The 26,764-nt window shown below is 50.9% G+C and carries 22 protein-coding genes and 1 pseudogene; 5 read left to right on the forward strand and 18 right to left on the reverse strand.

The window, feature by feature from the left end:
* The first annotated feature begins 1 nt into the window (after position 1).
* Positions 2-2,716 (forward strand): hypothetical protein, encoded by a 2,715-nt coding sequence (locus tag HYT76_06130; protein ID MBI2083130.1) that lies wholly within the window; start codon positions 2-4, stop codon positions 2,714-2,716.
* A 50-nt stretch (positions 2,717-2,766) separates the two neighbouring features.
* Here HYT76_06130 and HYT76_06135 read toward each other — a convergent pair whose 3' ends face one another.
* The 5 genes from HYT76_06135 to secA all read right to left on the reverse strand — a co-directional run bounded on the left by HYT76_06135 (position 2,767) and on the right by secA (position 9,605).
* On the reverse strand, positions 2,767-3,051 hold the full coding sequence (locus tag HYT76_06135) for a helix-turn-helix transcriptional regulator (protein MBI2083131.1): 285 nt from the start codon (positions 3,049-3,051) through the stop codon (positions 2,767-2,769).
* Positions 3,052-3,067: 16 nt separating this feature from the next.
* Entirely contained in the window at positions 3,068-3,385 is a 318-nt protein-coding gene (locus tag HYT76_06140; protein ID MBI2083132.1) for a type II toxin-antitoxin system RelE/ParE family toxin, read from the reverse strand.
* 179 nt (positions 3,386-3,564) lie between these two features.
* Complete coding sequence (sctV, locus tag HYT76_06145; protein ID MBI2083133.1) at positions 3,565-5,700, reverse strand: type III secretion system export apparatus subunit SctV; 2,136 nt, start codon at positions 5,698-5,700, stop codon at positions 3,565-3,567.
* Positions 5,701-5,707: 7 nt separating this feature from the next.
* The gene (gene argJ, locus HYT76_06150) at positions 5,708-6,907 is read right to left on the reverse strand and encodes a bifunctional glutamate N-acetyltransferase/amino-acid acetyltransferase ArgJ (protein ID MBI2083134.1); all 1,200 of its coding nucleotides are present in this window, start codon (positions 6,905-6,907) and stop codon (positions 5,708-5,710) included.
* Positions 6,897-9,605 (reverse strand): preprotein translocase subunit SecA, encoded by a 2,709-nt coding sequence (gene secA, locus HYT76_06155; protein MBI2083135.1) that lies wholly within the window; start codon positions 9,603-9,605, stop codon positions 6,897-6,899. The genes argJ and secA overlap by 11 nt, the downstream gene beginning before the upstream one ends.
* A 117-nt stretch (positions 9,606-9,722) precedes the next feature.
* Here secA and HYT76_06160 point away from each other — a divergent pair, with 117 nt between their 5' ends.
* Positions 9,723-9,992, forward strand: a complete 270-nt coding sequence (locus tag HYT76_06160) for a hypothetical protein (GenBank protein MBI2083136.1) — start codon at positions 9,723-9,725, stop codon at positions 9,990-9,992.
* 3 nt (positions 9,993-9,995) lie between these two features.
* A complete protein-coding gene (locus tag HYT76_06165; protein ID MBI2083137.1) occupies positions 9,996-10,865 on the forward strand; it encodes a DUF692 domain-containing protein in 870 nt (289 codons plus the stop codon).
* 695 nt (positions 10,866-11,560) lie between these two features.
* Here the strand turns inward: HYT76_06165 and HYT76_06170 are convergent.
* The 3 genes from HYT76_06170 to HYT76_06180 form a co-directional block, all read right to left on the reverse strand.
* Entirely contained in the window at positions 11,561-12,478 is a 918-nt protein-coding gene (locus HYT76_06170) for a M23 family metallopeptidase (protein ID MBI2083138.1), read from the reverse strand.
* A 63-nt stretch (positions 12,479-12,541) separates the two neighbouring features.
* Positions 12,542-13,306, reverse strand: a complete 765-nt coding sequence (locus tag HYT76_06175) for a Stp1/IreP family PP2C-type Ser/Thr phosphatase (GenBank protein MBI2083139.1) — start codon at positions 13,304-13,306, stop codon at positions 12,542-12,544.
* Positions 13,303-14,721 (reverse strand): TldD/PmbA family protein, encoded by a 1,419-nt coding sequence (locus HYT76_06180; protein MBI2083140.1) that lies wholly within the window; start codon positions 14,719-14,721, stop codon positions 13,303-13,305. The genes HYT76_06175 and HYT76_06180 overlap by 4 nt, the downstream gene beginning before the upstream one ends.
* Before the next feature lie 107 nt (positions 14,722-14,828).
* Between HYT76_06180 and HYT76_06185 the strand changes: the two genes are divergently transcribed.
* Positions 14,829-16,142 (forward strand): replication-associated recombination protein A, encoded by a 1,314-nt coding sequence (locus HYT76_06185; protein ID MBI2083141.1) that lies wholly within the window; start codon positions 14,829-14,831, stop codon positions 16,140-16,142.
* Entirely contained in the window at positions 16,139-16,621 is a 483-nt protein-coding gene (locus HYT76_06190; protein ID MBI2083142.1) for an acyl-CoA thioesterase, read from the forward strand. Before HYT76_06185 ends, HYT76_06190 begins: the two co-directional genes overlap by 4 nt.
* Here HYT76_06190 and HYT76_06195 read toward each other — a convergent pair.
* From HYT76_06195 to prfB, 10 genes and pseudogenes are all read right to left on the reverse strand, one after another.
* The gene (locus tag HYT76_06195; protein ID MBI2083143.1) at positions 16,587-17,090 is read right to left on the reverse strand and encodes a hypothetical protein; all 504 of its coding nucleotides are present in this window, start codon (positions 17,088-17,090) and stop codon (positions 16,587-16,589) included. The two genes, HYT76_06190 and HYT76_06195, sit on opposite strands and share 35 nt — an antisense overlap.
* Positions 17,081-17,578: a hypothetical protein gene (locus tag HYT76_06200; GenBank protein ID MBI2083144.1), complete on the reverse strand. Its 498-nt coding sequence runs from the start codon at positions 17,576-17,578 to the stop codon at positions 17,081-17,083. The genes HYT76_06195 and HYT76_06200 overlap by 10 nt, the downstream gene beginning before the upstream one ends.
* Positions 17,579-17,650: 72 nt before the next feature.
* Positions 17,651-18,148: a hypothetical protein gene (locus HYT76_06205; GenBank protein ID MBI2083145.1), complete on the reverse strand. Its 498-nt coding sequence runs from the start codon at positions 18,146-18,148 to the stop codon at positions 17,651-17,653.
* Between the two features lie 70 nt (positions 18,149-18,218).
* Entirely contained in the window at positions 18,219-18,809 is a 591-nt protein-coding gene (locus HYT76_06210; GenBank protein MBI2083146.1) for a hypothetical protein, read from the reverse strand.
* A 63-nt stretch (positions 18,810-18,872) separates the two neighbouring features.
* Entirely contained in the window at positions 18,873-21,167 is a 2,295-nt protein-coding gene (gene bamA / locus HYT76_06215) for an outer membrane protein assembly factor BamA (protein MBI2083147.1), read from the reverse strand.
* Complete coding sequence (locus HYT76_06220; protein MBI2083148.1) at positions 21,164-21,841, reverse strand: ABC transporter ATP-binding protein; 678 nt, start codon at positions 21,839-21,841, stop codon at positions 21,164-21,166. Before HYT76_06220 ends, bamA begins: the two co-directional genes overlap by 4 nt.
* Positions 21,838-23,028, reverse strand: coding sequence for an ABC transporter permease (locus tag HYT76_06225; protein ID MBI2083149.1), 1,191 nt, complete (start codon positions 23,026-23,028; stop codon positions 21,838-21,840). The genes HYT76_06220 and HYT76_06225 overlap by 4 nt, the downstream gene beginning before the upstream one ends.
* Positions 23,021-24,226 carry an FtsX-like permease family protein gene (locus HYT76_06230; GenBank protein ID MBI2083150.1) on the reverse strand — a complete coding sequence of 402 codons (1,206 nt, stop codon included), beginning with the start codon at positions 24,224-24,226 and terminating at the stop codon, positions 23,021-23,023. Before HYT76_06230 ends, HYT76_06225 begins: the two co-directional genes overlap by 8 nt.
* Before the next feature lie 9 nt (positions 24,227-24,235).
* Complete coding sequence (locus HYT76_06235; GenBank protein MBI2083151.1) at positions 24,236-25,597, reverse strand: lysine--tRNA ligase; 1,362 nt, start codon at positions 25,595-25,597, stop codon at positions 24,236-24,238.
* A 59-nt stretch (positions 25,598-25,656) separates the two neighbouring features.
* Positions 25,657-26,688: pseudogene (prfB, locus tag HYT76_06240) on the reverse strand (peptide chain release factor 2).
* Between the last annotated feature and the right edge of the window lie 76 nt (positions 26,689-26,764).

Here is a 26,764-nt window from a genome sequence, read left to right on the forward strand (position 1 = left end):
TATGGGTCTCGTACTCGAACGAGCCGCTACGATTGTGCCTCTTCCTGAAGGAAAAAGGGAGGAGTTGCGTCAACAGACGGCAGAAGGGGCGCTCTCGGGCCAGATAGCTGAAAAGGTGATTGCGGGGGATTTCCCATTCCTTGAAAATTACGGCCTCAGTGAAATAGTCGATAATTTCTCCTGCGAAAACCCGTACCAGGCGGGGGGCAACATCCTCTACCTCGGATATCTGCAGGCTCAGAAATCAGGAAAACAAGATCTCTACCTCACCCAGTTAAAAGAGAACAAAAACAATTGGTACTCCCTCTTGCTCTCTTTCATGCTGCAGATCAATCAAGAAGAGCAGGCCGCAGAGATCCTCTCGAACTACGGCCGTCCCGAGTGGACGGACGGCTCGCTCCGGGACTTCTGGAACAAACTGACCTACAAGATTCAAGCGGCCTGTGATTTTAAAAACATTTTTCAGCCGACCCGTTTTCAATGCACCCCCCTCTTTCATTATGACTCGCAACGGATGCCGCGATTCACGGCACTCGTTGTAGTGGACGATAAACTGGACCCGGCAACCTATAAACCACTTGGAGAACTCAGGACCTACATCGAAGAGCGGTCTCACGACCTTAGACTTCAAATAATTCGCCAGAGTGATATCAAGCAGAACCCACGTTTCAAGGATCTTAATTTGGGTCTCGGGAACGAACCGAAGTTATTTCTTTTGGATCAGTCCTCTGTTATTCTGGATGATCGTCGAAGACATCTTGAAGAACTCAGATGGGCTTATCGGGAGAAAAAACCATACCTCGATCCAAAAAAAATCGGTGAACTCCAGCTCCAATCCCCCTCAGACCCAAAGGCGGCAGAGGCGTTTCGTCTGGTAACCTCCGTTAATACAGAAAAACTGGGGCAGCACGGCCTGGAGCATTTTGTCTTCACTAATTACGCAACCCCGATCGAGAACCCTTTTGAGCTCGGTGGCAACATGCTTTACCTCGGCTATCTCTACGCCAAATCGATCATCGGTCGGCAAGACGACTATATCAATCACCTCATGGCCCAGGAGAACCGCTGGGACACCCTCTTGCTCGCTTACCTGATCCAGATTGGGAAACGAGAGGAGGCGAAAGAGCTCCTCTGGCACTACGGAAAACCAGAAGAGCTCGATTCCAATACCTCTGACCTTTGGAAGGAGATAGAGAAAAAACGTGAAGGCTCCTGTAAAGGGGAGGGACCGACGAAGGTGACTCTCTTTCAGTGCTCCCCGCTCTTTAATCCGCCACTTTCGAAAAACTGGGAAGGGCTTGGAGAAAAATACCAAATCGAGGTGATCGTCGGGGATTCCTACAATCCGGCGGAGCTCCGCGAGGTTGCCGATTACGTCAAACAGCACTCAGGGCATATCGGCCTCAAGGTCTATTCTTACAGCCAGGTCCGACATCTCGCTGAGCAGCGGTCGATCGATCCGACAAAACTCCCGGCCTGGAGACTCAAGGCGTACGGGCATTCTTTTGCGAGTAGAGTCGGACTCCCCACTCAGAAACAGATCGAACCCCTTTACGAGGGAATGCAAAACGATAACGCCCCCTTCTCATGGAATGAGACAAGGGTTGGTGAGATGAAAATCAAGTGGCGCCCCTTTGCCGACCCACCAGCAATACAAAAATTTGTGGATCGTCTCCAAAATCGGTGGGAGAACAAACAGGTTGGCAAGAATTTTCTGAAACTCGCTGGAAATCTTGAATTCTATCTTGTCCCACAAGACCCCTCCTATAAGACAGCGAAACAACCATTCTTCGATGTGATACAAAAAGAGACCGGGGTTCTATTCGCAAAGATACTCGCGTTGAAGACTCCCAACGGTTTTTATGACCCGCTCCATCACCGGGCCTACTACACCTATGCGCCGAGATTCGCAGGGATTAATGTGGAAATGTTCATTCATGAAACAACACATGCGATCCTTTGGGGAAAACTAAACTGGGGTGCCTCCTCACTCCCCTGGCTCCGGAAATATTTTGACAGAAAGAAGGCGATGGAGCCGATCGATACCAGTGAAGAGACAGACAAAAATGAAAAATACCCCGCCTGGCCAAGTCCCTACTCATCGACAAACGCCGAAGAATTTCTAACAGAATGCTTTACAAAATACCTCATGGGAGGCGAGTCCGCGAAGGATCTGAAGAAAACAGACCCGTTGATTTACGAGGTTGCCAACCGGTTCTTCAATGCCGAAGAGCCGTCGGCCAGTCACTTAAGCGATGTCGAGGGCCTCGCGAGAGAGCTCAAGATCGAGCTCCCTCAGGTCGCCAATGTCGGTTGGCAAGGAGCCGTTGGGATCGACAACCGAGGGGGAGGGGTGCGACTCAGTTTTAGCAATGGCATCGGCGCCGAACTCCTCCCCGGCTTGAGGGGCCGCGTCGACTTGGGGGCAGGGGTTCATCTGGATGATGGTTCTTTAGAACTGACATTAACTCCTGAGCTGGGCTACCAATTCACTGACAATCTTATGTTGGCGGCAGGTTATTCCTTTGGTCCACAAAAGTCTCCTGAAAATGGGGGGCTTCGACTCTCAGGGGAGGTCCACACAGGGGTAAAGGCCGATATCCCCTTCCCCTACATCCGGAGTGAATTGATGATTGGGGTTTCCGCTTCACCCGAATCCGATAAACCACTCGCTGAAACAATCCGACCTTTTATTGGATTTCAAAAGAGATTCTAAGCCGCCTCGACAATGCACCAGTATTTCTTGCATCTTACCTATAGCGAGAACTATTTAAATCGAATCTCGACCTTACGTCCTACAACTGAGGCAAATTTTATCAGGGTATCGATCCCCATATTTGCCTCGGGATCGCTGATAATTCTTTCCACCTGAGATTTACTCGTTCCCATCCGACTGGCAATATTTCGAATAGAAAGATGCGATTGCCCCAAAGCTCGACGTAATCTGTCTGCCAGATTGAGTCTCGACTTTTCTTTCCTAAAAGAGGCCTCAAACTTCGGATCTTTAAGGTCTTGTTTGAGGTCTTTGTGAAAATCTCCTCCGGTTCTCATCTTTTTTCTCCTTCCTTCAAGAACGCATACGGGAAAATGCCGTCTCAATCTCTCTGATCGGTGTCTTATCGGACTTCTTTCTAAACGCATGCAAGAGAACAATTATTCCTTGATCATAACAATAAAAGATCCGATGACTCCCTGGTCTCAGTTCATAGAGGCCGGAATATCCTGAAATCTTCCTGGCATGTGGTTCGTTTAAAACGACCCGTTCCGAGAGATAATCAACCAATGCCTTAACCTTTGCCCGCTCCTTCTCCGGAAGCGCCTCTATGTAATTCTTCACTGGCCAATCACCACGAGACGTTTCATAATAAGTAATCTTTAAGCTCATAAAGTGTACCCTTAAATAGGGACATTGTCAAGGGGTAGAGCCTCGACTTCAGGAATAGATAAGCAAGAAAGGGGCCAAACCAAAAGGTGAGACAGGAGAGTCAATGAGATTAAAATTGGTTCGATTTTCGAATGGCACCGTCCGGAAATCGGACGATGCCGTCCTAAACAAGTGCTTGGTTACGCCGCCTCGGCGGCAGGTTGGAGGGTAATCCGGGCAATCGGCTGGATTCTGAGACTTTCGGCCAACTCCTGATACGAAAGAACGGCAAGCTGCGGAAATTCGAGTTCGATAATCTTCCGAAAATATCTTCGAACCTCCGAGATCGTGAGAATCACGGGTGGGCGGGCACCCGGCGGAAGCGGATGACTCGCAATCTCCTTCCCGACCGCCTCAACCAACTCCTGCGTCACCTCCGGCTCGAGGGCAAGATAATTCCCCTTATCCGTCTTTCGGATCGCCCCACGAATCATCTCTTCGATATCGGGGTCAAGCAGATAAACGGCGAGTGTTCCGGTCTGACCCGCATACTTGTGCGTGACATATCGCTTGAGCCCTGCTCGAATATGTTCGGTCAACGCCACAGGATCCCTTTCCACCTCCCCCCACTGGGCGAGGGTCGAAAAAATATTTTTTAGATCACGAATCGAGACATCCTCTTGAACGAGGCGCTGAAAGATTTCGGAAAGCTGAAGAATTGTAATCACCTTCGGGATCAGCTCTTTCACAAGAGCAGGGTGGGTCTTCTCGAGTTCATTGAGCATCGTCTGAACCTCCTGAACCCCGAGAAACTCGTGCGCATGCTTTCGGAGCAGATGCGAGAGATGAAGGATCATATATTCGGCAATATCCCACATCCGAAACCCGGCCTGCGTCGCCACTTCCTTATACTCGGAAGAGATCCAGGTCACGACGGAGTTATCGATTGGATGCAGGGTCTCCTTGCCTGTGATGTTAAAAAGCTGGAGTTGCTCAAGTGATTCCCCCACCAAAATGCACCCCTTCTCGATCTTTCCCTTTGCCACAGGGATCTCATTCACATTGATCACATAGCTCTCCGGATGCATATCGACCGTCTGACCACGGACTTGAATCCCTGGAAAATTAACACCGAGTTCGTAATAAAGCCCATGGCGCAAGAGCGGGATCAGTTCATTGATAAACCGCCCCCCATCCTGACTGTCATCCACAAAAGGAATAATATCGGATCCGACCTCCAGAGAGATCGGTGCCGGCATGACAAAAGGGAGCTGGTCCCCCTGTTTCGCTACCGCCTTCTTCACCACTTCCTCTTTGGGCGTCTCCAGGATCTGTTGGGCCGCCTGCTGACGCCCCCTCATAAGCAGAACGACAAGCGTTCCCAAAAAGGCCGACATCCCGAAAAAGGGGAGTTTTGGAAGACCTGGAACAGCCGCCAGGATAGCAAAGAGCAAGGCAGCAATCCCGATCGCCTTTGGATGGGCCGTCACCTGCTGCACGATGTCCCGCCCGAGATTCGATTCTTTCGTCTCCGAGGCAACACGGGTCACGACCACACCGGCAGAGACAGAGATGATCAGGGCTGGGATCTGAGCGACCAATCCATCACCGATCGTGAGCAGGGAATAGATCCGGATCGAATCGGTGAAGGTGAGATCCCTCTGCACAACACCAATAATGAATCCGGCAATGATATTAATGATCGTAATGACAATCGCGGCAATCGCATCCCCTTTCACAAACTTCATCGCCCCATCCATCGCTCCGTAAAGCTGAGATTCCCTCTGGAGGGTCGATCGTCTTTCCATCGCCTGTTCCATATTGATGATCCCGGCGCGGAGATCGGCATCGATCGACATCTGTTTTCCCGGCATCGCATCCAACGTAAAGCGCGCACCAACCTCAGAGACACGTTCGGCACCTTTCGCGATAACAATAAAATTAATCAGGGTAATGATGATAAAGAGAATCCCGCCAACGATATAGTTTCCAGCGACGACAAAACTGCCAAAGGCGCTGATCACCTCGCCGGCATGCCCCTGAGAAAGAATCAGTCGCGTCGCAGCGATATTGAGCGCCAGCCGATAGAGGGTCGTCATGAGGAGGATCGTCGGGAACGAAGCGATCTTCAAGGCATCTGCAATATAGAGGGACGCCAGCAAGATAATCACGGCGGTCGCAAGATTGCTCGAAATCAGGATATCGATGAGCCAGGTCGGCAGGGGAATAATAATCATCCCGAGGACCGCAATAACGATCGCCGCGAGGATCAGATCACTATATTTAGCGATGAGCTGATTGATGTTGGCAAAGTTAACCTTTTGAGGCTGAGGCATCGTTTTTTTAAGTCCGGTAATGCGAGTTTAATTTTACATAATCTTCAGTCAAATCACTAGCCCAAATCCAAAAGCTTCCTTTTCCCCTCCGGAGATCGATCGTCACATGGAATTGTCCCCTCTCCATCACCTTCGCTGCTCGGAATTCGAGGTGACTCCCCGTAGACACCCCTCTCCTCATGACACAGACCTCATTATAATAGATATCGGCCGTTTCAGGGGTTAGAGTTGCTCCCGACCGCCCCGCTGCCGCCAAAATCCTCCCCCAATTCGGGTCCTCTCCATAAAAGGAGGTCTTGACCAATGGCGAATTCCCCACCGCATAGCAAACTTTTCTTGCCTCTTCTTCATTTCTGGCACCCCTGACCTCAATCCTCACACACTTCGTCGCCCCCTCCCCGTCCTCTACTATCTTCAGGGCAAGCTCCTCCATCACCTCTCGAAGCTTTTTCTGAAAGAGAAATGCCGCCCTGGAACCTGGAGAAATCTTCTTATTTTGTGCAACTCCATTCGCGAGCAAGAGAACTGTATCGTTCGTCGATGTATCCCCATCAACCGTGATCCGATTGAAGGTCTGATCAACAGATTCCTGAAAAATTTTATTGAGCAACCGTCTTTCAATCGACAGATCGGTCACGAAAAAGGCAAGCATCGTTGCCAAATGAGGTTCAATCATCCCGGCCCCCTTCGCAAAACCGGCAATACGAAATTTCTTTCCGCCAATTTTTCCGGATGCAAAAGCGACCTTTGGCCCTTTGTCTGTCGTGAGGATCGCACGCGCCGCCGCCATCATTTTTCTTTTATCGAGGGAGCGAACCGCCTTCGGAATTCCACGAACCAATCGATCGATCGGGAGTGGGACGCCAATCTTCCCTGTCGAGCAGACAAGAACCTGTCTCGAGGGAACTTTCAGGGTTCGCGCCGTAATTGCAACCATCCTCTCCGTATCACGAAGCCCCCTCTTCCCCGTACAGGCATTGGCATTGCCGCTGTTGATGATGACTGCCGAACAGCGACCCGATCGGATATTTCTTTTGGAAACGAGAATCGGCGCCGCCTGGATACGGTTTGTCGTGAAGGCTCCGACAACCGTGGCAGCAGGATAAGACCGGATCAAGGCAAGATCGGAGAGATGACTCTCCTTAATACCGGCCGAAATGCCAGCAAATTGAAAACCGGGAATTGTAAAAGTCCTTTTATGCCCCATGACACTTTTTGTATTTTTTGCCGCTCCCGCAGGGACAGGGGTCGTTCCGACCTACTTTTTCTGAATGAGCGGGAGCGGTATTGGGGGCCGGTCTGCTCGCCTTTTGAAACTGGGCATTCGGGGCCACAGCCGGCCCTCTTCCCAGACTCATCCCTCGAACCTCACGCGGCATCACCTGAATCTCCCGGGCCTGACGTTCCTCGGCGATCTGAACATGAAAGAGTTTCTCCAGGACATCCTCCCGCAAGGATTCAATCATCCCATGGAAGAGGACAAAGCCTTCTCTTTTGTATTCCAGAAGCGGATCCTTCTGCCCATATCCCCGGAGACCGATCCCTTCCCTCAAATGATCCATCGACAAGAGGTGATCCTTCCACAACGTGTCGAGGGTCGACAGGAGGATCATCTTTTCCGCTTGCCGCATAATCGCTTCTCCGAAGCGCCCTTCCCTCTCAAAATAAAGTTTTTCGAGGCGATCGTAGAGCCCCCTTCCGATCGTCTCCTGTCTCCATTCGGGAAGACCAAAAGAGGACCATTCGATTCGCTCATCAAAAAGTTTTCTGACCCTCTCTTCCATCGGCCCGAGGTCGAGATCCTCCTGACGCATCGGCTTTTCTGGAATTCCCTCGACAAGGGCCGTCACCTCCTGATCGATCATATCGAGGATCTTCCCCTTCGTCTTTTCCCCCTCAAGAATCTCGCGGCGAAGCCCATAGACCGTCTTCCTCTGCTGATTCAGCACATCATCATACTCGAGAAGATGTTTCCGGAGGTCAAAGTTATGGGCCTCGACCCTCTTTTGCGCATTCTCAATCGCCCTCGTAATCCAGGGATGCGTGATTTCTTCATTCTCCTCCATTCCAAGCTTTCCCATAATCCCGGAAATCCGATCAGATCCGAAAATCCGCAAGAGATCATCTTCGAGCGAGAGGTAAAATTGAGAGGAGCCTGGATCTCCTTGACGTCCGGAACGTCCGCGGAGCTGATTGTCGATCCGACGCGATTCGTGTCGTTCGGTCCCCAGGATGTGAAGCCCCCCCGCCTCAAGAACCTTTTTTCTTTCCTCCTCCTGAAGTCCTCGACATTCTTCCAAAACCCGTCTGTAACCCTCGGGATCCTTTTCCCGATCGACCTTTGTTTTGGCCAAAAATTCCGGGTTACCTCCGAGGACGATATCCGTCCCCCGCCCCGCCATATTGGTCGAAATGGTCACCTGACCAACCCGCCCAGCCTGAGCGACAATTTCCGCCTCACGCTCGTGATTCTTCGCATTCAAGACATGATGAGGAATCCCCTGTCTTTTGAGAAAACCGGCCAGCATCTCTGACTTTTCAATCGAGATCGTCCCCACCAGAACCGGCTGACCCTTCTGGTGCCGTTCTTTGATATCTTCAACCACCTGATTAAACTTTTCGGGCACGGTTTTGTAAATAACATCGGAGTGATCCTTCCGAATCATCGGAAGGTGAGGGGGGATCACGACAACTTCCAGGTTATAAATTTTTGCGAATTCAGGGGCCTCGGTATCGGCTGTCCCGGTCATCCCGGCAAGCTTGTGATACATCCGAAAAAAGTTCTGGAAGGTAATCGTCGCAAGGGTCTGGTTCTCATTTTCGATCGTCACTTTTTCCTTCGCCTCAACCGCCTGATGGAGACCATCCGACCAGCGTCGGCCCGGCATCAGACGACCGGTGAATTCATCGACGATGAGTACCTTTTCATCTTTGACCACGTAATCGACATCTCTCTTGAAAAGGGCATGGGCCCTCAGGGCCTGATTCACATGATGGAGAATTTCAATATTGCCAGGCTCGTAGAGGTTGTTGATCCCGAGGATCTTCTCGACCTTCGCCACCCCTTCTTCGGTCAAGACGGTCGTTTTGCTTTTTTCATCAATTGTATAATCACCGGTCGACTGCTTCTTGCCGCTCTTTTTGTCTTCGATGACCTCTCCCTTGTTGAGTCGAGGAATCACCGAATCGATCCGATAATATTTGTCTGTCGACTCTTCAGAGGGCCCTGAGATAATGAGAGGCGTCCGCGCCTCGTCGATTAAAATAGAATCAACTTCGTCGACGATCGAGTAATGAAGTTCCCGCTGGACGTAAGAGTCGAGAGAATACTTCATATTGTCCCGGAGATAATCGAAACCAAACTCGTTGTTGGTGCCATACGTGACATCCGCCTTGTAGGCCCATTTTCGCTCTGTATCGGTAAGGCCATGGATAATCACGCCAACATTTAAACCCAAAAATTTATAGATCGTTCCCATCCATTCGGCATCGCGACGCGCAAGATAGTCATTCACGGTGATAACATGGACACCGCGCCCTTCGAGGGCGTTGAGATAAACGGGAAGTGTCGCCACAAGGGTCTTCCCCTCTCCCGTCTTCATTTCGGCAATCCTTCCCTCATGAAGGAAGATCCCTCCAATCATCTGGACATCGAAATGCCGCATCCCCAATGTGCGGACAGAGGTCTCACGGACAACCGCAAATGCCTCAGGTAATAACTGCGTCAACGACTCACCACGCGATATCCGTTCACGAAACTCGGCGGTCTTCGCCTGAAGTTGACTGTCTGAGAGGGCCTTTATGGAGGGCTCCAGGGAGCGAATTTTCTCGACGATCGGTTGGATCCGCTTCAATTCACGTTCATTCCTTGTCGGAATGATTTTGCGCAAGAAACCAAGAGCCATGGCACGCAATAGTGCGATATTTATTAATTATTTGCAAGAAAAGGGTTGATGAAATTTCTTGATTTAAAAAAGGAAAAACGTACACTCGCCATGCACTTATGGGGAGGGGGTGATAACATGAACAAGAAACTCAAGGGAGCGATTCTCGCCACAGCCGTGGCAGGTTTTTTCTTTGCGGCAGGAACAGTGAACGCTGCCGAAGAAAAGAAGGAAGAGGCCAAGGTGAAATGCTCCGGTATCAATGCGTGTGGCGGCAAAGGCGCTTGTGGAGGTGCCGAGCATGACTGCGCCGGAAAAAACAGCTGCAAAGGCAAAGGTTGGGTCAAGGTTGGCAGTGAGAAAGAATGTACGGACAAGGGAGGAAAGGTCGTCGCTGATAAGAAATAACTCATGCCCTTTCCCTTTTTAGGTTACGGGATCGGCCTCCGGACGAAGCATTACGGATATATCTTGAGCCAGTCGCCACAGGTCGACTGGTTTGAAATTATTTCCGAAAACTACATGGTTCCCGGAGGCCGACCCCTTTGGGTTCTCGACCAGATTCGAGAAAGATACCCGCTTGTCATGCATGGGGTTTCTCTCTCAATCGGTTCCTCAGATCCACTCAACAAAGGGTATCTCAAGTCGTTAAAGAACTTGGCCCAACGGATTCATCCTGCCTGGATCTCTGATCACCTCTGCTGGACAGGGGTTGATGGCCACAATGCCCACGACCTCCTCCCGCTCCCCTATACGGAAGAGGCAGCAAAACACCTGATCAAACGCGTCAGAGAGGTCCAAGATTATCTCGAACGTCCGATTCTTCTGGAAAATGTCTCGAGTTATATGACCTTTAGCTCGTCAACGTTAACCGAATGGGATTTTTTGAAACTTGTCGCAGAGGAATCTGACTGTTTTATTCTGCTGGATATTAACAATATCTATGTCAGCTCGATCAATCATTCTTTCGACCCTCTGGAGTATATCCAGGCGATTCCCCGCGAACGGGTGATTCAGTTCCATCTGGCAGGACACAGCAACAAAGGCTCCTACCTCCTGGATACTCATGACCACTCGGTAAAACCTTCTGTCTGGAGCCTTTATCGCAAGGCGCTCGATCGATTCGGCAAGGTATCGACATTGATTGAATGGGACGAGCGAATTCCCGCTTTTTCCAAACTCCTTTCACTCGCCGATAAGGCTCGAAACATCACAGATCAAATTTATGCCCGATCTTCGAAGCACACAACGCCTCCTCTGGAGGCTTATTTCGGCACCTGAAGGGGTAGCGAAGGCGGTCCGTCGTTACCGAACCTCTTCGTTTCCGATTCTGGGAAACCGCCGCCTGAGCAAGATCAAACGTCTCGATATTTATGCGAACATGTATTTCTTCAGGATCCTCGATTGTCTGAAAGAGGATTTTCCAGCCGTTTTAAAAATAATTGGGAAGGATCGGTTTCACAATCTTGCAACAGATTATCTCTTAAAGTATCCACCGAGACACTGGTCCCTTCGCTATGCAGGAGACCGTCTGCCATCATTTATCAAGCAACACCCGATCCGGAAAAAACATCCTTTTCTCGAAGAACTTGCCGAAATGGAATGGCTGCTGACCCAAGCCTTCGATGCACGAGACGATCCACCGCTGCGGAAAGAAGAACTGGAGTCTCTTGAACCTTCACAATGGGGGAAACTCTCCTTAACGCTCCACCCCTCGGTTCATCTGAAAACTTTTCGTTGGACGGTCGATCAAAAAAAGGTCTTCCAAAAGACAATCCATCTTCTGGTCTGGCGACAGGGATTTAAGGTTTATTACAAACGAATCGATAAATTTGAATGGAAAGTTATTCGAAGTCTCAAGCGCGGAGCCCGATTAGCCAAGGTTTGTGAAATGGCCACAACACTTTATGGGGAGAAAGAAGCGTCCCTGAAAGTTGCCGGCTTGCTCCATAAGTGGATCGGAAATGAGATTCTCGTCACTGGAGAATGTATTGCATCGGATCGATCGGCACGCCATCGACGTGAATTTCATAATGAAGGTGTGGACCGGTCGAGTGGCCGCTCGTTCCTACCTGGGCAATCTTCATCCCTCTCTTGATAATATCACCCGACTTCACATGGATCTGTGAGGTGTGACCATAGTAAGACTCAATCCCATACCCGTGGTCGACAATGACCGTCCTCCCCAGCCCCCCTCGATAACCGGCAAATTTCACAATCCCTGCTGAGGGGGCCATGACATTTGATCCCCACTGGGCAGCGATATCCAGACCACCATGAAATTCACGGCGACCGGAAAGAGGTGAACGACGGAATCCAAATTCGCTGGTGACCCAACCTTTGACCGGCCAGATAGAGGGACGAGAGGCATGATACAAAAGCTTATCTTCTTGGATCTTCACCAACTCCTGCAGTCTCATATCAATCGAAGAAGCACGGACATGGGCAAGATCCATCTTCTCACCCAACTCATCCCATTTCAAAGCTTGTGTCTCTCGCTCCGCATCAAATCCTGATTTTCTCACAGGTCCCAGACCTTTGCGAAGCTCTGGCCTCTCGACACCGACAAGCCCTGCCAGTTTGTTGGCATACCCCTCTGTGGCATGAACCGTTTCTTCGAGAGCCTTGAGATCCTGCAGGACCTGGGAACGCTCCTGGACCGACGCGAGGTTCTCCTGACGTTCTGTTTCAAAATCGTGATAGAGAGATCGGTAGTAAAGAAAACCGGCCAGATTAAAAAAACTGAAGGCGACGACTACCAGGATGCCGGCAATAAGCACTCTGAGTTGAGTCACGGAGAGCCGTATCCGCCGAACCTTGTTGTGATCCTCCGGGATTAAAAACACATTGTAATGATCGGCTTTTCTAAAAGGTAAGTTGCTTTTTATCTGCATTGTTAAAATTTTAATGAAATTCAAAGGGGGTAGGCAGTAAGTAGCCTGCCCTCTTGTGCCCTGTCAAGCCTTTACGGAGACGAAAATAACAGTCACATTATCATCGCCCCCTTTTTGGTTAGCGAGCTGGATAAGGTTCTCGCAAATTGACTTGGAATCCCGGGAACGATTTTTGGTGACCACTTTAACAATCTCTTTATTGGAAACGAGATTGGTGAGCCCATCAGAACAGAGAAGAAAATTGTCGTTCTCTTCAAGATCCCTGACGACCAGATCCACCTCCACATCATCCTGAAAACCAACAGAACGCGTAATGATGTTTTTTAATTTATGGTTCTTCACCTCAGATTCGGTGATAAAACCAGCGGCCAGCTGCTCCGTCACGAGGGAGTGATCGATAGTCAGTTGTTGAATCTCCGGAGGGCGAATCAGATAGGCGCGACTGTCGCCGACATTGGCGATATATCCCTTATCATCGTGAATGCGAATCGCCACCGTCGTTGTCCCCATCCCACGAAGGGTCTGTACACGATTCGCCTCTCGATAGATCCTCTTAGAGGCAAGACTGATAGAATATTTGAGCTCATCGCCTGCAGTCAGCTGACCTTTCACAGGGAGATCTTGTAACACCCCAGGATCTTGTCGAAACCGCCTCAAGACCTCTTCCACCGTCTTGACCGCCATCTGGCTCGCATACTCCCCTCCCAGATGTCCTCCCATCCCATCAGCAACCATGAAGATTCCCAGCTCCTCATCAATCAAGAAGCTGTCTTCGTTCTTGTCACGCTTCCTCCCGACATCACTCAAACCATAAAATGAGAGCTTCACGTTTGAACCCCTCCCAGATCCATTTCAGACACTAGAAGAGAAGGAGAACCATAGGCATTGTAAAAGCGCAAATCGTTCCCCACCCGTATCACTTTTCGGAAAAGCTGATGAAGATTCCCAGAAACAGCAACCCCCCGTACCGGTCTTCGTTTATCCCCTTCAACCCAAAAACCGGCGGCCCCGAGGGAAAAATCTCCGGTAACGGTATCCACGGTATGGACACCAATTACGTCTACAATCCAAAAACCTTTTTTCATCTCACGAAGGAGATCATCCCTCGATCCTGATCCTGGCTCCAAATAGAAATTTGTCACCCCGACCCGTGGCAATTCTTTATAAACAGGGCGGGCCCCATTGCCGGTTCGATGCATCTTAAGTCGAACGGCCGATGTTCGATCGTGGAGATAACCCAAAACCTTTCCCTCTCGAACCAATTCTGTCTTCTGAGTTGCCACCCCTTCTCCATCAAAAGGAGACGAGGCATAACCGCACGATCTTCGACCATCATCAATCAAACAAATTTCTTTGGAGTAAAAAGAGTCCCCGAGATGATCTTTCAGGATCGATTTCCCCTTCATGACCTGATCCCCCAAAAAAGAAGAGGCCCAAACACTCAAGAAAGAGGCGGCAACATGAGGATCCAGGAAAACAGGGGTCTTGCAACTTGAAATCGGTTTCGCCCCCAGCAGGGAGACCGCCCTCTCCGCGGCCCTTTCCCCTGTGTCAGCAGGATCAAGTTCCTTAAAATATGGTGAAAACTGGCTCTCCCACGCCATCTCTTGTTGCCCCTTTTCCTCTGCCATCGCCATCAGAGACAGTTCGCACAGGGTACGAGAGTAACCTTCATCAAAACCGTTTGAGTTTTTAATCCTTATTGTCTCTTCTTCTTCCTCGTACCGCACACTGCGCAGCCGGGTGATACGTCGGTCAAATCGTCTCGCCTTCTGCTCCAGCTGGATAGCGAGATGCGCCTTCTCATCAAAAGAGCGCCGAGCAAGACCTTCGTCCTTTTCAATCTTCATGGAGGGAACCGATCCCTTCTTCGGCAGATCGATCACGACTCCTTCTTCAACAAGACCGAGGGTATTATAGGCGAGCTGGGCGACCCTTTCAAGAAAAGGCTGCGACTCTTCGGAGGTCGATGCAAAACCGATTTTACCACCGGCGAAAAGCTGGACTGCAATCCCATGAGAAACCGCCTTTTCACTGAACTCAACCTGTTCTTCTTTTGATTCAATAGTCATCTGGCGAGACTCACGACGATAAATTTCATAACCATCGATCTTGAGACCGCTAATTTTTTTCTCTAAGAAATCAACAGGATCCATCGTTTCGTTGGGGGGCGACTTCGTCGACTTCCCCCCCAAGCCCCCACAAGAATTCGCTCGCGCGGAGTGAATCCGACGCTCGCTCATAACAAAGAAAGTTCATGTATTTGGAGTAGCATTGAGCTTGGAGTAGCATTGAGAAAATAAAAAGTCTATGGAAAGTCAGGTGTCATTGTTCTAATGTTACCCCCCTCATGCAGGAACTTTTTGAATTTTCGAAGACGAGCCTCACAAAAAATAAGGGGATCTCCCCTCCCCTTGCCGATCGGATGCGCCCTCAAACTTTAACAGAGATCTTGGGGCAGGAACATCTCTTGGGTGAAGACAAACCGCTACGACGCCAAATCGAGACCGATCAGATCCCCTCTCTGATCCTTTGGGGACCCCCTGGTTCCGGCAAAACAACGCTGGCACGTGTCGTTGCTGAAAAAACCAGGTCCAATTTTCACGCCCTCTCCGCCGTCCTCTCGGGTACAAAGGAACTCCGTGAGATCATCGAGATCGCCAAAAGACATCAACGCCTCGATGCGACACGAACGATCCTCTTTATTGACGAGATCCATCGATGGAATAAGGCCCAGCAGGATGCCCTCCTCTCTCATGTGGAAGATGGAACTGTGACGCTCATCGGCGCCACAACAGAAAACCCCTCTTTCGAGGTAATCGGGCCCCTCCTCTCTCGAACGAAGGTCTATGTTTTAAATCCACTCGCCGAGAATCAATTGGCGGAGGTGGTCCGAAGGGCCTTGCAGGACAAGGAAAGAGGGTTGGGAAAACTCGATCTGACGATCGAAGAGAAGGCGCTCCAGTATATCTGTGAAACATCGGATGGAGATGCGAGACGGGCGTTGAATACGCTGGAGATTGCCTCGGGACTGGCATCAGAAACAAAAATCTCGCTGATAATTGTTGAACAAGCTCTCCAAAAAAAATCACTTCTCTACGACAAGGCGGGCGAGGAGCACTACAACCTGATATCGGCCTTTATCAAATCGATGCGCGGCTCCGACCCCAATGCGGCGGTCTACTATCTTGCAAGGATGTTGGAGGCGGGTGAGGAGCCGTTGTTTTTGGCGCGCCGCATGGTGATCTTCGCCTCGGAAGATGTCGGCAATGCCGATCCGCAGGCGATCCAGGTCGCGATCGCAGCACAGCAGGCGTTTGATTTTGTCGGGATGCCTGAGGGATGGATTCCACTCGCCCAGGCAGCGACCTACCTCGCCTCCGCCCCAAAGAGCAACGCTAGTTACCTTTCGTACCTAAAGGCGAAGGAGGATGTCGAAAAAGAAGGGGCCCTCCCGACGCCCAAACATATCCGCAATGCCCCAACAAAGTTGATGAAGGAGTTGGGATATGGGAAGGACTATCAATACCCGCACGATTTTGAGGGGCATTATGTCAAAGAGGAGTATCTTCCTGAAAAGTTGAGGGGAAAGAGATATTATGAGCCGACGGAGAATGGGTATGAGGGGGAGATCAAAACAAGATTAGAGAAATTGAAAAAATGAACCCAAAACCTGTCAAAGAATCCCAGATCGAAGTGACCCACATCGTACAACCTGCCCATATCAATTCGATGGGCTCAATCTTCGGTGGTCAGGTGATGGCCTGGATCGACTTGGCGGCGGCGATCTGTGCCCAGAGGCATTCGCGGAAGGTCTGTGTGACCGCGTCGATCGATGCGCTTCATTTCCTGGCGCCGGTTCGCGCTGGTTATATTGTCATCTTGAAGGCCTCGGTGAACTATACCCACAAGACCTCGATGGAGATCGGTGTAAAAATCGAATCAGAAGATCCGCTGACTGGCGAGAGAAAGCATACCGCTTCGGCCTATCTGACTTTTGTTGCCATTAATCAAAAAGGCGGGCCAATTGAAATCCCCCAAGTCTTGCCGGAAACAGACGACGAAAAGCGGCGGTTTCATGAGGCAGAATCAAGAAGGAAGGAGAGGCTCAAGAAACGCGAGGAACGGAAACAGCACCGGTAAGTAACGTTGGAGCCTCATCCATCATCCCAGAAACACCAAATACCAGTATCGAAAGACCTGTTTCGATACCAACCAACACAAGCGCGTGGAGGGTCGTCTTCGTTCCCCCCTGCCGAACCATTTTTAACGTCACATTCCCTGCAACAACCTGGGCTTCATATCGCTCCCCAAGACAGGCCACAACGATTCTGGCGGCACGATTGACACGCAGTTGTACTGACTCCAGAACATTTCGCCGCTGGACACGAGATGGCTGACCTCTGAGCCTGTGCTGTACCCGATGCTGATAAGCGGCTGCCAGCGCTTCCTCCGCATTGGCTTCAATAGAGAAAATTGCCTGCCCGCAACCCGATCTGACAAGGGCCCTTAAATGATCGCGCAATGTATTGGGAGCAACCCCTCTTAATCGATAAACATACTCCGCATCCATCTCAAAAACATTGACGCTGCTTGTCGCTGCTACCCGCATCTTATAACCCCGCTCTCCGGCTCAAGACTGATCTGGCCCCTGCGCAACGTCACCGTTCCCAAAACAAACGCGATCGATGCGAGGGCCGAAAAAATCACTCGCGCCTGGACAGTCACCCCCCACCCGCCCCCCTTTAACATCTCCGGGCGCAGCTCAGCAGTGGCAACCTGTACCCGGTGCGAATGACCCAACAGGGTTGCCAACCTTCGAGCGACATGGTTCACCCTCATGACGAGAACTTGCAAAACCCCTGCGTGATCAACACGACTCGGGTCACTCAAGGTGCGTTGGGCCGCCAGTAAATAATCATCCGCCCTCCCCTCAATAACCAGAACCGCCGGAGAAGAGCCACCCCTCAAAAGTCTCGTCGCATCAAGGCGCAGACTCCTCGCGCCCCCTCCCACTTCATCTCCGTTAAGACGTTGAAAAACAGCCTCTACCTCCATTAAACCAACATGGTCGGCACGGGCAACTCCATCAGCAGACATAAAAGACCCTCCTTTTTGAATGAATCAAAGTGGCCTTTGTATCGAATATTCCGAGGAAAGGGTGCTTGTTTTTTATCCGAAGGCGGTTTGAGCCCCTCTTGTCACCGGATCAGGCCGGTCAACGACCCCTGTAAGAAACAGCGCCAGACTTGTCACTGCACCCACCGCACTGACAAGGATCCCGACGCGGAGTCTCGACCCGGGAGGTTGTTTGGCAATAACCTCAATCGGATCATCAAATAAAAATTGACCCGAGAAACCCTTCGGCAAAAGGGTTAACAAACGATGGGCCATCTGTCCCATCTTAAGGAAAGCTTGCCAAAGACCCTCTGGTCTCAAAGGATGAGAGAGGGAGGCCCGTCTGGCCAGCTCTTCCAACGGCATTTCAATCGTGAAAAGAACCGTTCCGCCAGAGCCGCGAATCATTCGACGGAGTGCGCGCTGAACCTCATCGGGATCTCTTCTGAGAGAGCGCAACAACCAATCGACGCGCAATGAAACACCGGGAACTTCCACAGGGCGGGAAGCAGGACAGAAATGAGGTCTTTCTCTAGCAACGCGTAGTGCCATAACGTTGTCTGGTATGAGCTTCGAATGAGATCAGCAGGAGTTGCGTGAAAAATTGCAAAATTGTGGATTTTTATGAACGAGCAGAGGCCTCGGTAAGACGACGAAACCCAAAGATGCCGAATAAAACAGAGGCGCTTAAAACACAGAGCCAGCAGGCGAGCTGACCCCCTCCTATTGGGCGTGGTGAACGAGCTGGTTTAAATATATCGGCTGTCCACCGAAGTTGTGGATTGTCAGGTGCCTCTAAATTTGCGGCCCGAAGGACGCCGCCTACCATCTGTTCAACAACCGACTCCCCAGGCAACCTTGAGAGAGGAACAACCCCGGGCACCTCACCAACAAGCTCAACTCCTTGATAGGCCATTTTTCTCAGAGCGACATAGTCATGACCCTCTCCGAAAATAACTGACGCCACACATCTCCCGGGCAAATCTGGATGTGGTCTTCGAAGAAATTCAACCTCAAGCGAGGTCTCGCCCCTACAGATTCCACTCCAGATTTTTAGCTTGCTTCCGCGTTCCCCTCCAAACTCGTCCAGATCCAATAGCCAGGTGACTTCATCTGTCGGAGAGGCCGGTGGCAAGGGAGGCGCTGTCACGTCGCTCCAACCAAGTTTGTGAAAAAGTGACTGAACCAGCTCAGACGGTGAAATTGTCGACATAGCCCCACCCCCTAGTTTTCAATCGGTTCCTCGACAAAAGATCAAGACAGTTGCGTAAAAACGTTAAAAAAACGACCCGATGGCGAAGTTGAAGACGACCGGATCGTCCCCCGCCTGCTTCTTGATCGGAATCCCCCATTCGAAACGGAGCGGCCCAACCGGTGAATTCCAGCGAAAACCGAAGCCATAATTATAGCGGAGCGTTGTCAGCGAAATATTCTGCTCCTCGGAGTAGGCCTGACCGGAATCCATAAAGGTCACCGCCTTGAATCCTGCGGGGATATAAAGAGGGAGCTCGAGCTCGAGGTTCAACTGAAGCATCTTGTTCCCTCCGAAGATAAACTGACTGTCCCCTCCCTCGGGTGTGGAAGGGATCTGAACCGACGGCCCGATGGAACGAAGGGTATAGCCACGAAGTGAATTAATTCCTCCCATAAAAAATCTCTCAAAAAGCGGGACAGGGTTATCGTCGAGACTCGAGATATTACCGATCGTCACATTGAGTTTACCCACCACATAATCCTTCCAGATCGGTTGATAATAACGGAAATTCTCGGTCACCCGCGCAAATCGGTTATCCCCCCCGAGTCCGGCAAACTCACCGGCAACATTCTGAAACATCCCTGACGAGGGGAAGAGGCGATTGTTTCGGGTATCCCGCTGCAAGGAGACCGTAGCACTGGAAGAAAGACCGGAGAGGTTCTGGTTGAATTTTGCCGGAACGGTTGTTCGAAAATCTCCGAGGCTGACATCTTCAATCTGATACATGAAACGAAAAGAGGAATAGTCGAAAATCCGGTGTCCCAATGTGAGGGATCCCCCGAAAGATCGTCGGTCAAAATCACTGAAGACATTTTCAGTCCGAAATCCGGAAACCCCCAGGATCCAGTTTGTATCCAGAAAGTAGGGATCCTCCGCGGACAAGATAAAGAGCTTTCTCTTCGAAGAAAGCTCCATGGAAAGCTGGCCACTAACCCCGTAACCAAAGAAATTATTTTTGGCGATCGCCGCGTTAAAGATAAAATTCTCAGCGGAAGAAAATCCGGCGCCGATCGTAAACGTCCCCGTCGGCTTTTCCTTCACGGTAATATTCAGGACAATCTGATCATCCGAAGAACCTCGGGGGGTGGCAAAATTGACCTCTTCAAAAAAACCGAGCGCCTCGATCCGACGCCTCGACTCGCGAAGACGGGTTTCATTGTAAAGCGTATTCTCCTTCACAAGGAGCTCGCGACGGACCACCTTGTCACGCGTGATGTTGTTGCCGGAGATATTGATCTTCTCGATCGTGACCTTTTTCCCCTTTTCAATCAAAAAGGTAATATCGGCGGTCCGGCTCTCATCGTCTGCCTCGATATGGGGATTAATCAGGGCGAAGGCATACCCCTGATCTCCGTAGAGGGCGGAAAAACGCTGGAGATCCTCTTCGAGCTTTTCCCGAGAGTAAAGTTGGTTCGGTTTCGTCTTGAGACCGCTGATCAGCTCCTGCCGCGTCGTCAGGAGATCCCCCTGAATATCGACGGTACGGATCGTATACGGAACCCCTTCGGTAACATGGAAGGTCAAATCGAGCCATTTTCGATCTTTTGAGAGATAAACCTGCGGCGCCGTCACCCTCACCTTGAGGTAGCCGTGATTCTGATAATGATAAATCAGAAAGGCGATATCCCTTTGGATCAATTCCTCCTTGTATTTACCGCTCGAAGTCAGCCACGACCACCGGGACTTCTGTTTGCTCTTCAAAAGTTTTCGAAGGTTTTTATCGGAAAAGGCCTTGTTCCCAATAAACCGTACACGGCGGAGCCGGATCGGCTCATTTTCATTGATATGAAAAATCAGCTCCTGCCCGCCCGACTCCGGATCCGGCTTGTATTCGGTCGAAATTTTAACCAATTGGTATCCCTCTTCTTCGTAGTGCGTCCGGATCTTGCGAACAGAGGCCGCCAACTTCCCTGCATCGATAGAGGTATACGACTTGAGATCGATGAGTTCTCGAAGCTTGTCTTCTTTTGCCTTTTTGTTCCCCTTAAAAACGATCTTCGTAATATTCGTCTTCTCGACAACCCGATAGATGAGAACAATCCCTCCTTCACGACGGATTTGCTCCACCTGGATCTCGTCAAAAACCCCCATTTTGAAGAGAGCGGCGATATCTTCTCGAATCCTGGAACGGGAAAAAAACTGACCCGTACGGGATCGAATCGTCGCGAGGATCGCTTCTCTCTCCGCCCCTTGGTTCCCCACCACCTGGATCCCGACAATCTTCTCACCACCACCCGATTCACTCTGAGCCAAAAGGTTGAAAGGGGAAAGCAGGCTCGCCAAAACAAAAAAATGAAGAAATAAAATGGACCTCAAGAAAGTCGCCCGTCACTCAAGAGATGTTTTGATTGAAAACAGTTCATCATCCGTTCATTGTGGGTCACAACGACAAGCGCCATCCCTTCTCTCCGATGAAGCTCCAGAAGGGATTCGACGAGTCGATCCCCACTATCACGATCCAGATTCCCTGTCGGCTCATCGGCAAAAAGAAGCGAAGGCCTTCCCGCAATCGCACGCGCTACAGCAACACGCTGCTGCTCTCCCCCTGACAATTCAGAGGGACGATGCCGCAACCGGGACTCAAGACCGAGCTCCGCAAGAACCCCCTTCGCCCGATCCTGGATGGCACGCCGGGATTCTCCACGAACAAGGAGCGGGAGCATCACGTTCTCGAGGGCATTCAACTCCGGCAGCAGATGGTGAAACTGAAAGACAAACCCGATCTCCCGATTCCGAAGTTCGGAGAGAGCCTGATCCGCCTTCTGGTAAAGGTCAGATCCTTGAAAAAAGACCGAACCACCTGTCGGAGGATCCAGAGAGGCCAAGACATGGAGCAACGTACTCTTACCTGCCCCCGACGCCCCCGTAATGACCATTTGAGCCCCTCTGGCAACAACAACATCAACCCCTTTAAGCACGGGCGTTTCAACCTCTCCCTGCCAGTAGGATTTCTTGATTCCTTTTGCCTCGATTAAAATTTCTGAATTCATTTCTCCACCAATGCCCTTAGGATCGGGAGCCGATTCAGCCCGTGAAGCGTCAACAAGCATCCCAATCCAACAAGCCCCAAACCAACACCCGCGACGAGGATGATATTGATCCCACTCAAGACCACAGGAACTCGGCTCACAAAATAAACCTCGGGCTCGAGTAAAATCATCTCTGACCGCTTCAGGAAAAACAGAAGACCAGATCCCAACGCAAAACCGATAAAAAGACCCGCGCAACCTATCAAAAGACCATTGAAAAGGAAGATTTTTCTTATCCGGGACCAGGGGAGCCCGACAGCTCGGAGCACCGCAATCTGCGGCCTTTTTTCCAGAATCATCATGATCAGAGAGGAGAGGAGATTGAAGGAGGCGACCGCTGTCAAGACAACCATCAGGATAAAGAAAACGACCTTTTCTGTTTCGAGGGCGCGGAAAAGATTTTCATTAATCTCCCTCCAGGTCATGACAAAAAAAGGAAATTCAGGATCCCCTTTCAAAAAGTCGGCCCAATAAAAGGCACGATCTGGATCCTGAAGCCAAAACTCGATTCCGGTCACCCCTGTACCGAGCTGAAAGAGTTTCTGGGCCTCCTCCAAAGGAATAAAGGCAAACGACGAATCGTAATCATACATCCCCGACTCAAAAGTCCCCTGAACCTGAAAGCGGTGGATCAGTTCCTTTCGGGAAGAACGTGGAAAAAGAAAACGGACTTCTCGAATCCCCTCCCCCAGTTGTTCGGCCAATTTTTTCCCCAAAAAGATTCCGCTCAACTTGCCATCCAACGAAGCCTGACGAACGATCTCGAGATGTGAAAAGAGATTAATTTTCTCAAAATCAACCCCCTTCAGGACAACGCCACGCAACTCCTGGCCAGCGATCATCATCCCCTCCCGATAAATAAAGGGATGCCAGCCAACGATCTCCTTCTTCATCTCCTCGGGGATCACTTTGATCACCGCATGAATGTCTTCAATCTCGCCACCTGACGTGAGGACAAGATGTGAATTAAATTTTAAAATTGATTCCTTATAGACTTTTTGAAAACCACTGATGACCGACAAGGAAACCAGCAGCGAGGCAACCCCCAAGCCAACAGCCAGTATCGCCACCAACGTCGCTACCGATAGAAACCGGTTTTCACGTTTGGGAAACAAAAACCGAACGGCGAGCCAAACAACACTATTCATAGCGGATCACCTCGATGGGAGACCCTTTGACCGCCTGCGATGCAGGATACAACGCAGCTACAATCGACAGAAAAGGGGCCAATGCCATGACAAAAAGGATCGAGCCCCAGTCAAGAATCACCGGGAGATAATCGACATAATAGGTGGTGGGGAGACGAAAAGGGTATCGAATCAATAAAATGACCGCCGTGATCCCGAAAAAACCTCCAATCAAATCTCCCAAAAGACCGAGGCTTGCCGCCTTCAGCAGAAAAATCCTTCGCACACGATTCGCTGATAGCCCCAAGGTCCTCAAAACCGCCATGTCCTGGATTTTTTCCATCACGGTGAGTGAGATCAAACCAAAAACAGTGCAGGAGGCGATAAAAAGAAGAATCACCAGAAGGAACAACATCCCGTACCGTTCGAGCTTCAGTGCTGCGAAAAGTTTTGGGTTCTGATCCCTCCAGGTGGTCAAGGAGGTGTCTTGAATTTCCTCTATTCGGGATGTCTTGAGCCTGTCCCGAATGGAATCAACAAAATCGATCGAGACAGGCCAGATTTCAAGACCGGTCCGAGCATGATCTCCCAAAAGATTCAGCGCATCTTCATAGGTCATCAAGACATACTTGTTGTCATATTCATAAAAGCCGGACCAAAACCGTCCCATGACGGTAAATGTCCGGGAAGTCGGCAAAAGCTCCCCTGTGGGACCGACCTCTCCCAAGGGAAAAACCAGTCGCACCGACTCATCGAGGTCAGGATCGATCCCCCACGAGAGCGCCAGTTCACGACCGACCAGAATTTCTTTAGGGTTGAGTGGCTCAGTGGTTTCAAGATGTCCGCGCCGACCGACAGAGGGAAGCCCTCTGATCCCCTTGACTTTGACCCCCGCAGCCCCCCCCATCTCTGTCTGAAGCACCGCCTCCCCTTCAACAAACAATTTAACATCCTGAATCCGGCGATCGAGACCACGGATCTCCTCTTCAAGCCTCTTCCAATCGAGATCAATCTTTCCTGTCAGAATGAGGGGCGCCTTAAAACCAACGATCCGCTCCTGAAAGTCCTTCTCGAACCCCTGCATCACAGCGATCACAAAAATAAGGGCAAAGACACTGATCGCCATGCCGGCAAGACTGATCCAGGTGAGGATCGAGACGAAAAGCGGTTTATGATGAGTGGAGAGGTAACGGCGGGCGAGGAATGTTTCTAGAGACATAGGATGTCATTAGTCAGGCTTTTTACCAATGGGTCGCAACAGCGGAAAAAGGATCACATCGCGAATCGAGGGCTGGTCGGTCAGAAGCATCACGAGACGGTCGATGCCGATCCCCTCCCCGGCGGCCGGTGGCATTCCATGTTCGAGCGCGACGATATAATCCTCATCATACGGCATCGCCTCTTCATCCCCTCGCCGCTTCGCCTCCACCTGATTCCGGAAGCGCTCTGCCTGGTCGATCGGATCGTTGAGCTCGGAGAAGGCGTTCGCCACCTCCATCCCGGCGATGTAGAGTTCAAACCGATCAACCGTCTCCGGATTTTTGTCGTTTTTCCGCGCCAACGGAGACTCGGCAAGTGGAAAGTCGGTCACAAAGGTCGGCTGGATTAAATTTTGCTCCCCCTTCTTCATCATCTCGGCATGGGTCATCCGCACAAATGGCCTTTGAAACGAAAGTTCCTTCCCCTGATAAGGACAAGAGGGTTTCCCAAAAAGGGCCGTGGAGAGGCAGACAAAAAGCTCTTCGGTGAGCTGGATCAAGTCTTCATAAGTGGCATACGCCTGATAAAACTCGAGCATCGTGAATTCCGGGTTATGTTGCGTCGAGATCCCCTCATTTCGAAAATTACGATTGATCTCGAAGACCCGTTCAAAACCACCGACCACGAGCCTTTTCAGAAAAAGCTCCGGTGCGATCCGCATATAAAGATCGAGATCGAGGGTGTTGTGGTGCGTGACAAACGGCCGCGCCGCTGCGCCCCCATGCAACGTCTGCATCATCGGCGTCTCCACCTCCACAAACTCGCGCGAGGTCAGGAATTCGCGGATCATCTGGATGATCCGACTCCGCTTCAGAAAAACCTCTTTGACCGCTTCGTTCGCGATCAGGTCGAGGTACCGTTGGCGGTAACGAACCTCGACATCCTGTAACCCATGCCACTTTTCCGGGAGCGGTCGCAACGCCTTTGAAGCGAGCCGCAACTCTTCCACACGAAGGGTCAGTTCATTCGTCTTGGTCCGGAAAAGTTTCCCACGGACAAAAACAAAGTCCCCGAGGTCGAGCATCTGATAGAGCCCGAACATCTCCGGCGTCAGCCCCTTCTGATCGACAAAAATCTGGATCTGGCCGGTCCGATCCCTGAGGTTCAGAAAGGCCGACTTTCCAAAGGCGCGGATCGCCATGACTCGCCCCGCAATCGCAAACTTTTCCTCCAATTTTTCCAACTCTTCTCCACTCAAGCGGGAATGACGGACCACCACATCACACGCCGTATGCGTCACCTTGAATTGGTTGGGATACGGGGAGACCCCCTTCTCCTTCAGGGATCGAAGGCGATTCAGGCGGTTCTGGTATTCCTCTTCAAGTGACATTTGGTGCCGAAAAATCCTGTTTTTCCAGGGTTAAGTCAAGAAAAGAACTAGAGAACAATTTAGCCCTGAAGAAGATAACTCTTAATAAACGGATCGATCTCGCCGTCCAAAACCGAATCGGCATTCCCGATCTCATAGTCCGTCCGATGATCTTTCACGAGACGGTACGGGTGCAGGACATACGAGCGGATCTGGGAACCGAAGTTGATCGCCGCCTTCCCCGCCTCGATCTTGTCCCGTTCCTTCTGTTTCTTTTCCATCTCCAGTTCATAAAGCTTCGCCTTCAAGACCTTCATCGCAGTCGCGCGGTTTCGATGCTGAGAACGTTCATTCTGACAGGCAACAACAATTCCTGTAGGAAGATGAGTGAGTCGAACCGCGGAGTCGGTCTTGTTGACCTTCTGCCCCCCTGCCCCACTCGAACGAAAGGTATCGACCCGGAGATCGGCATCCTTCACCTCAATATCGATCTCCGCCTCCACATCGGGCAGGACAAACACAGAGGCGAACGACGTATGCCGTCTCTTGTTCGCATCGAACGGGGAGATCCGAACCAATCGATGCACGCCGATCTCCGCCTTCAGATAGCCATAGACATACGCCCCCTCGACCGTCATCGTCACAGAACGAAACCCAGCCTGGTCACCGGGAGTGAAGTCGAGCACTTCATTTTTGTACCCATGTTTGTCGGCCCACATCCGATACATCCGCAGAAGCATCTCGGCCCAATCACACGATTCCGTACCGCCAGCGCCGGCGTTGATCGAAAGGATCGCGTTCTTCGGATCATGCTCGCCGGAGAGCATCTGGCGGAATTCGATATCGGCAAGATCTTTTTCTAATTTTGCGAGCTTTGTCTGAGCCTCTGTCGATAATTCCGGATCATCGGATTCCATCAGGAGATCGATCGTCGCCTGCAGATCGGAGACTTGGGACTCGATCACCCGCCAATTCTGAATCTCTTCTTTGAGACGGGTCGCCTCTTGGGAGATCTGTCCAGCGAGACGGGCATCGTTCCAAAAGTTTGGATCGTGGGTTTTTTCTTCTAATTCCTGGAGACGCTTTTCTCTGGTAGGGAGGTCAAAGCCGCCTCCGGAGTGGCTCGAGTTTTAGCTGGATCTGCGACAGCGCTTCTTTGAGTTCACGGCCCATGGGATTCTCCCTATC

Source organism: Deltaproteobacteria bacterium, from assembly GCA_016180845.1.
In the GTDB taxonomy this organism is placed as follows: Bacteria; UBA10199; UBA10199; order JACPAL01; family JACPAL01; genus JACPAK01.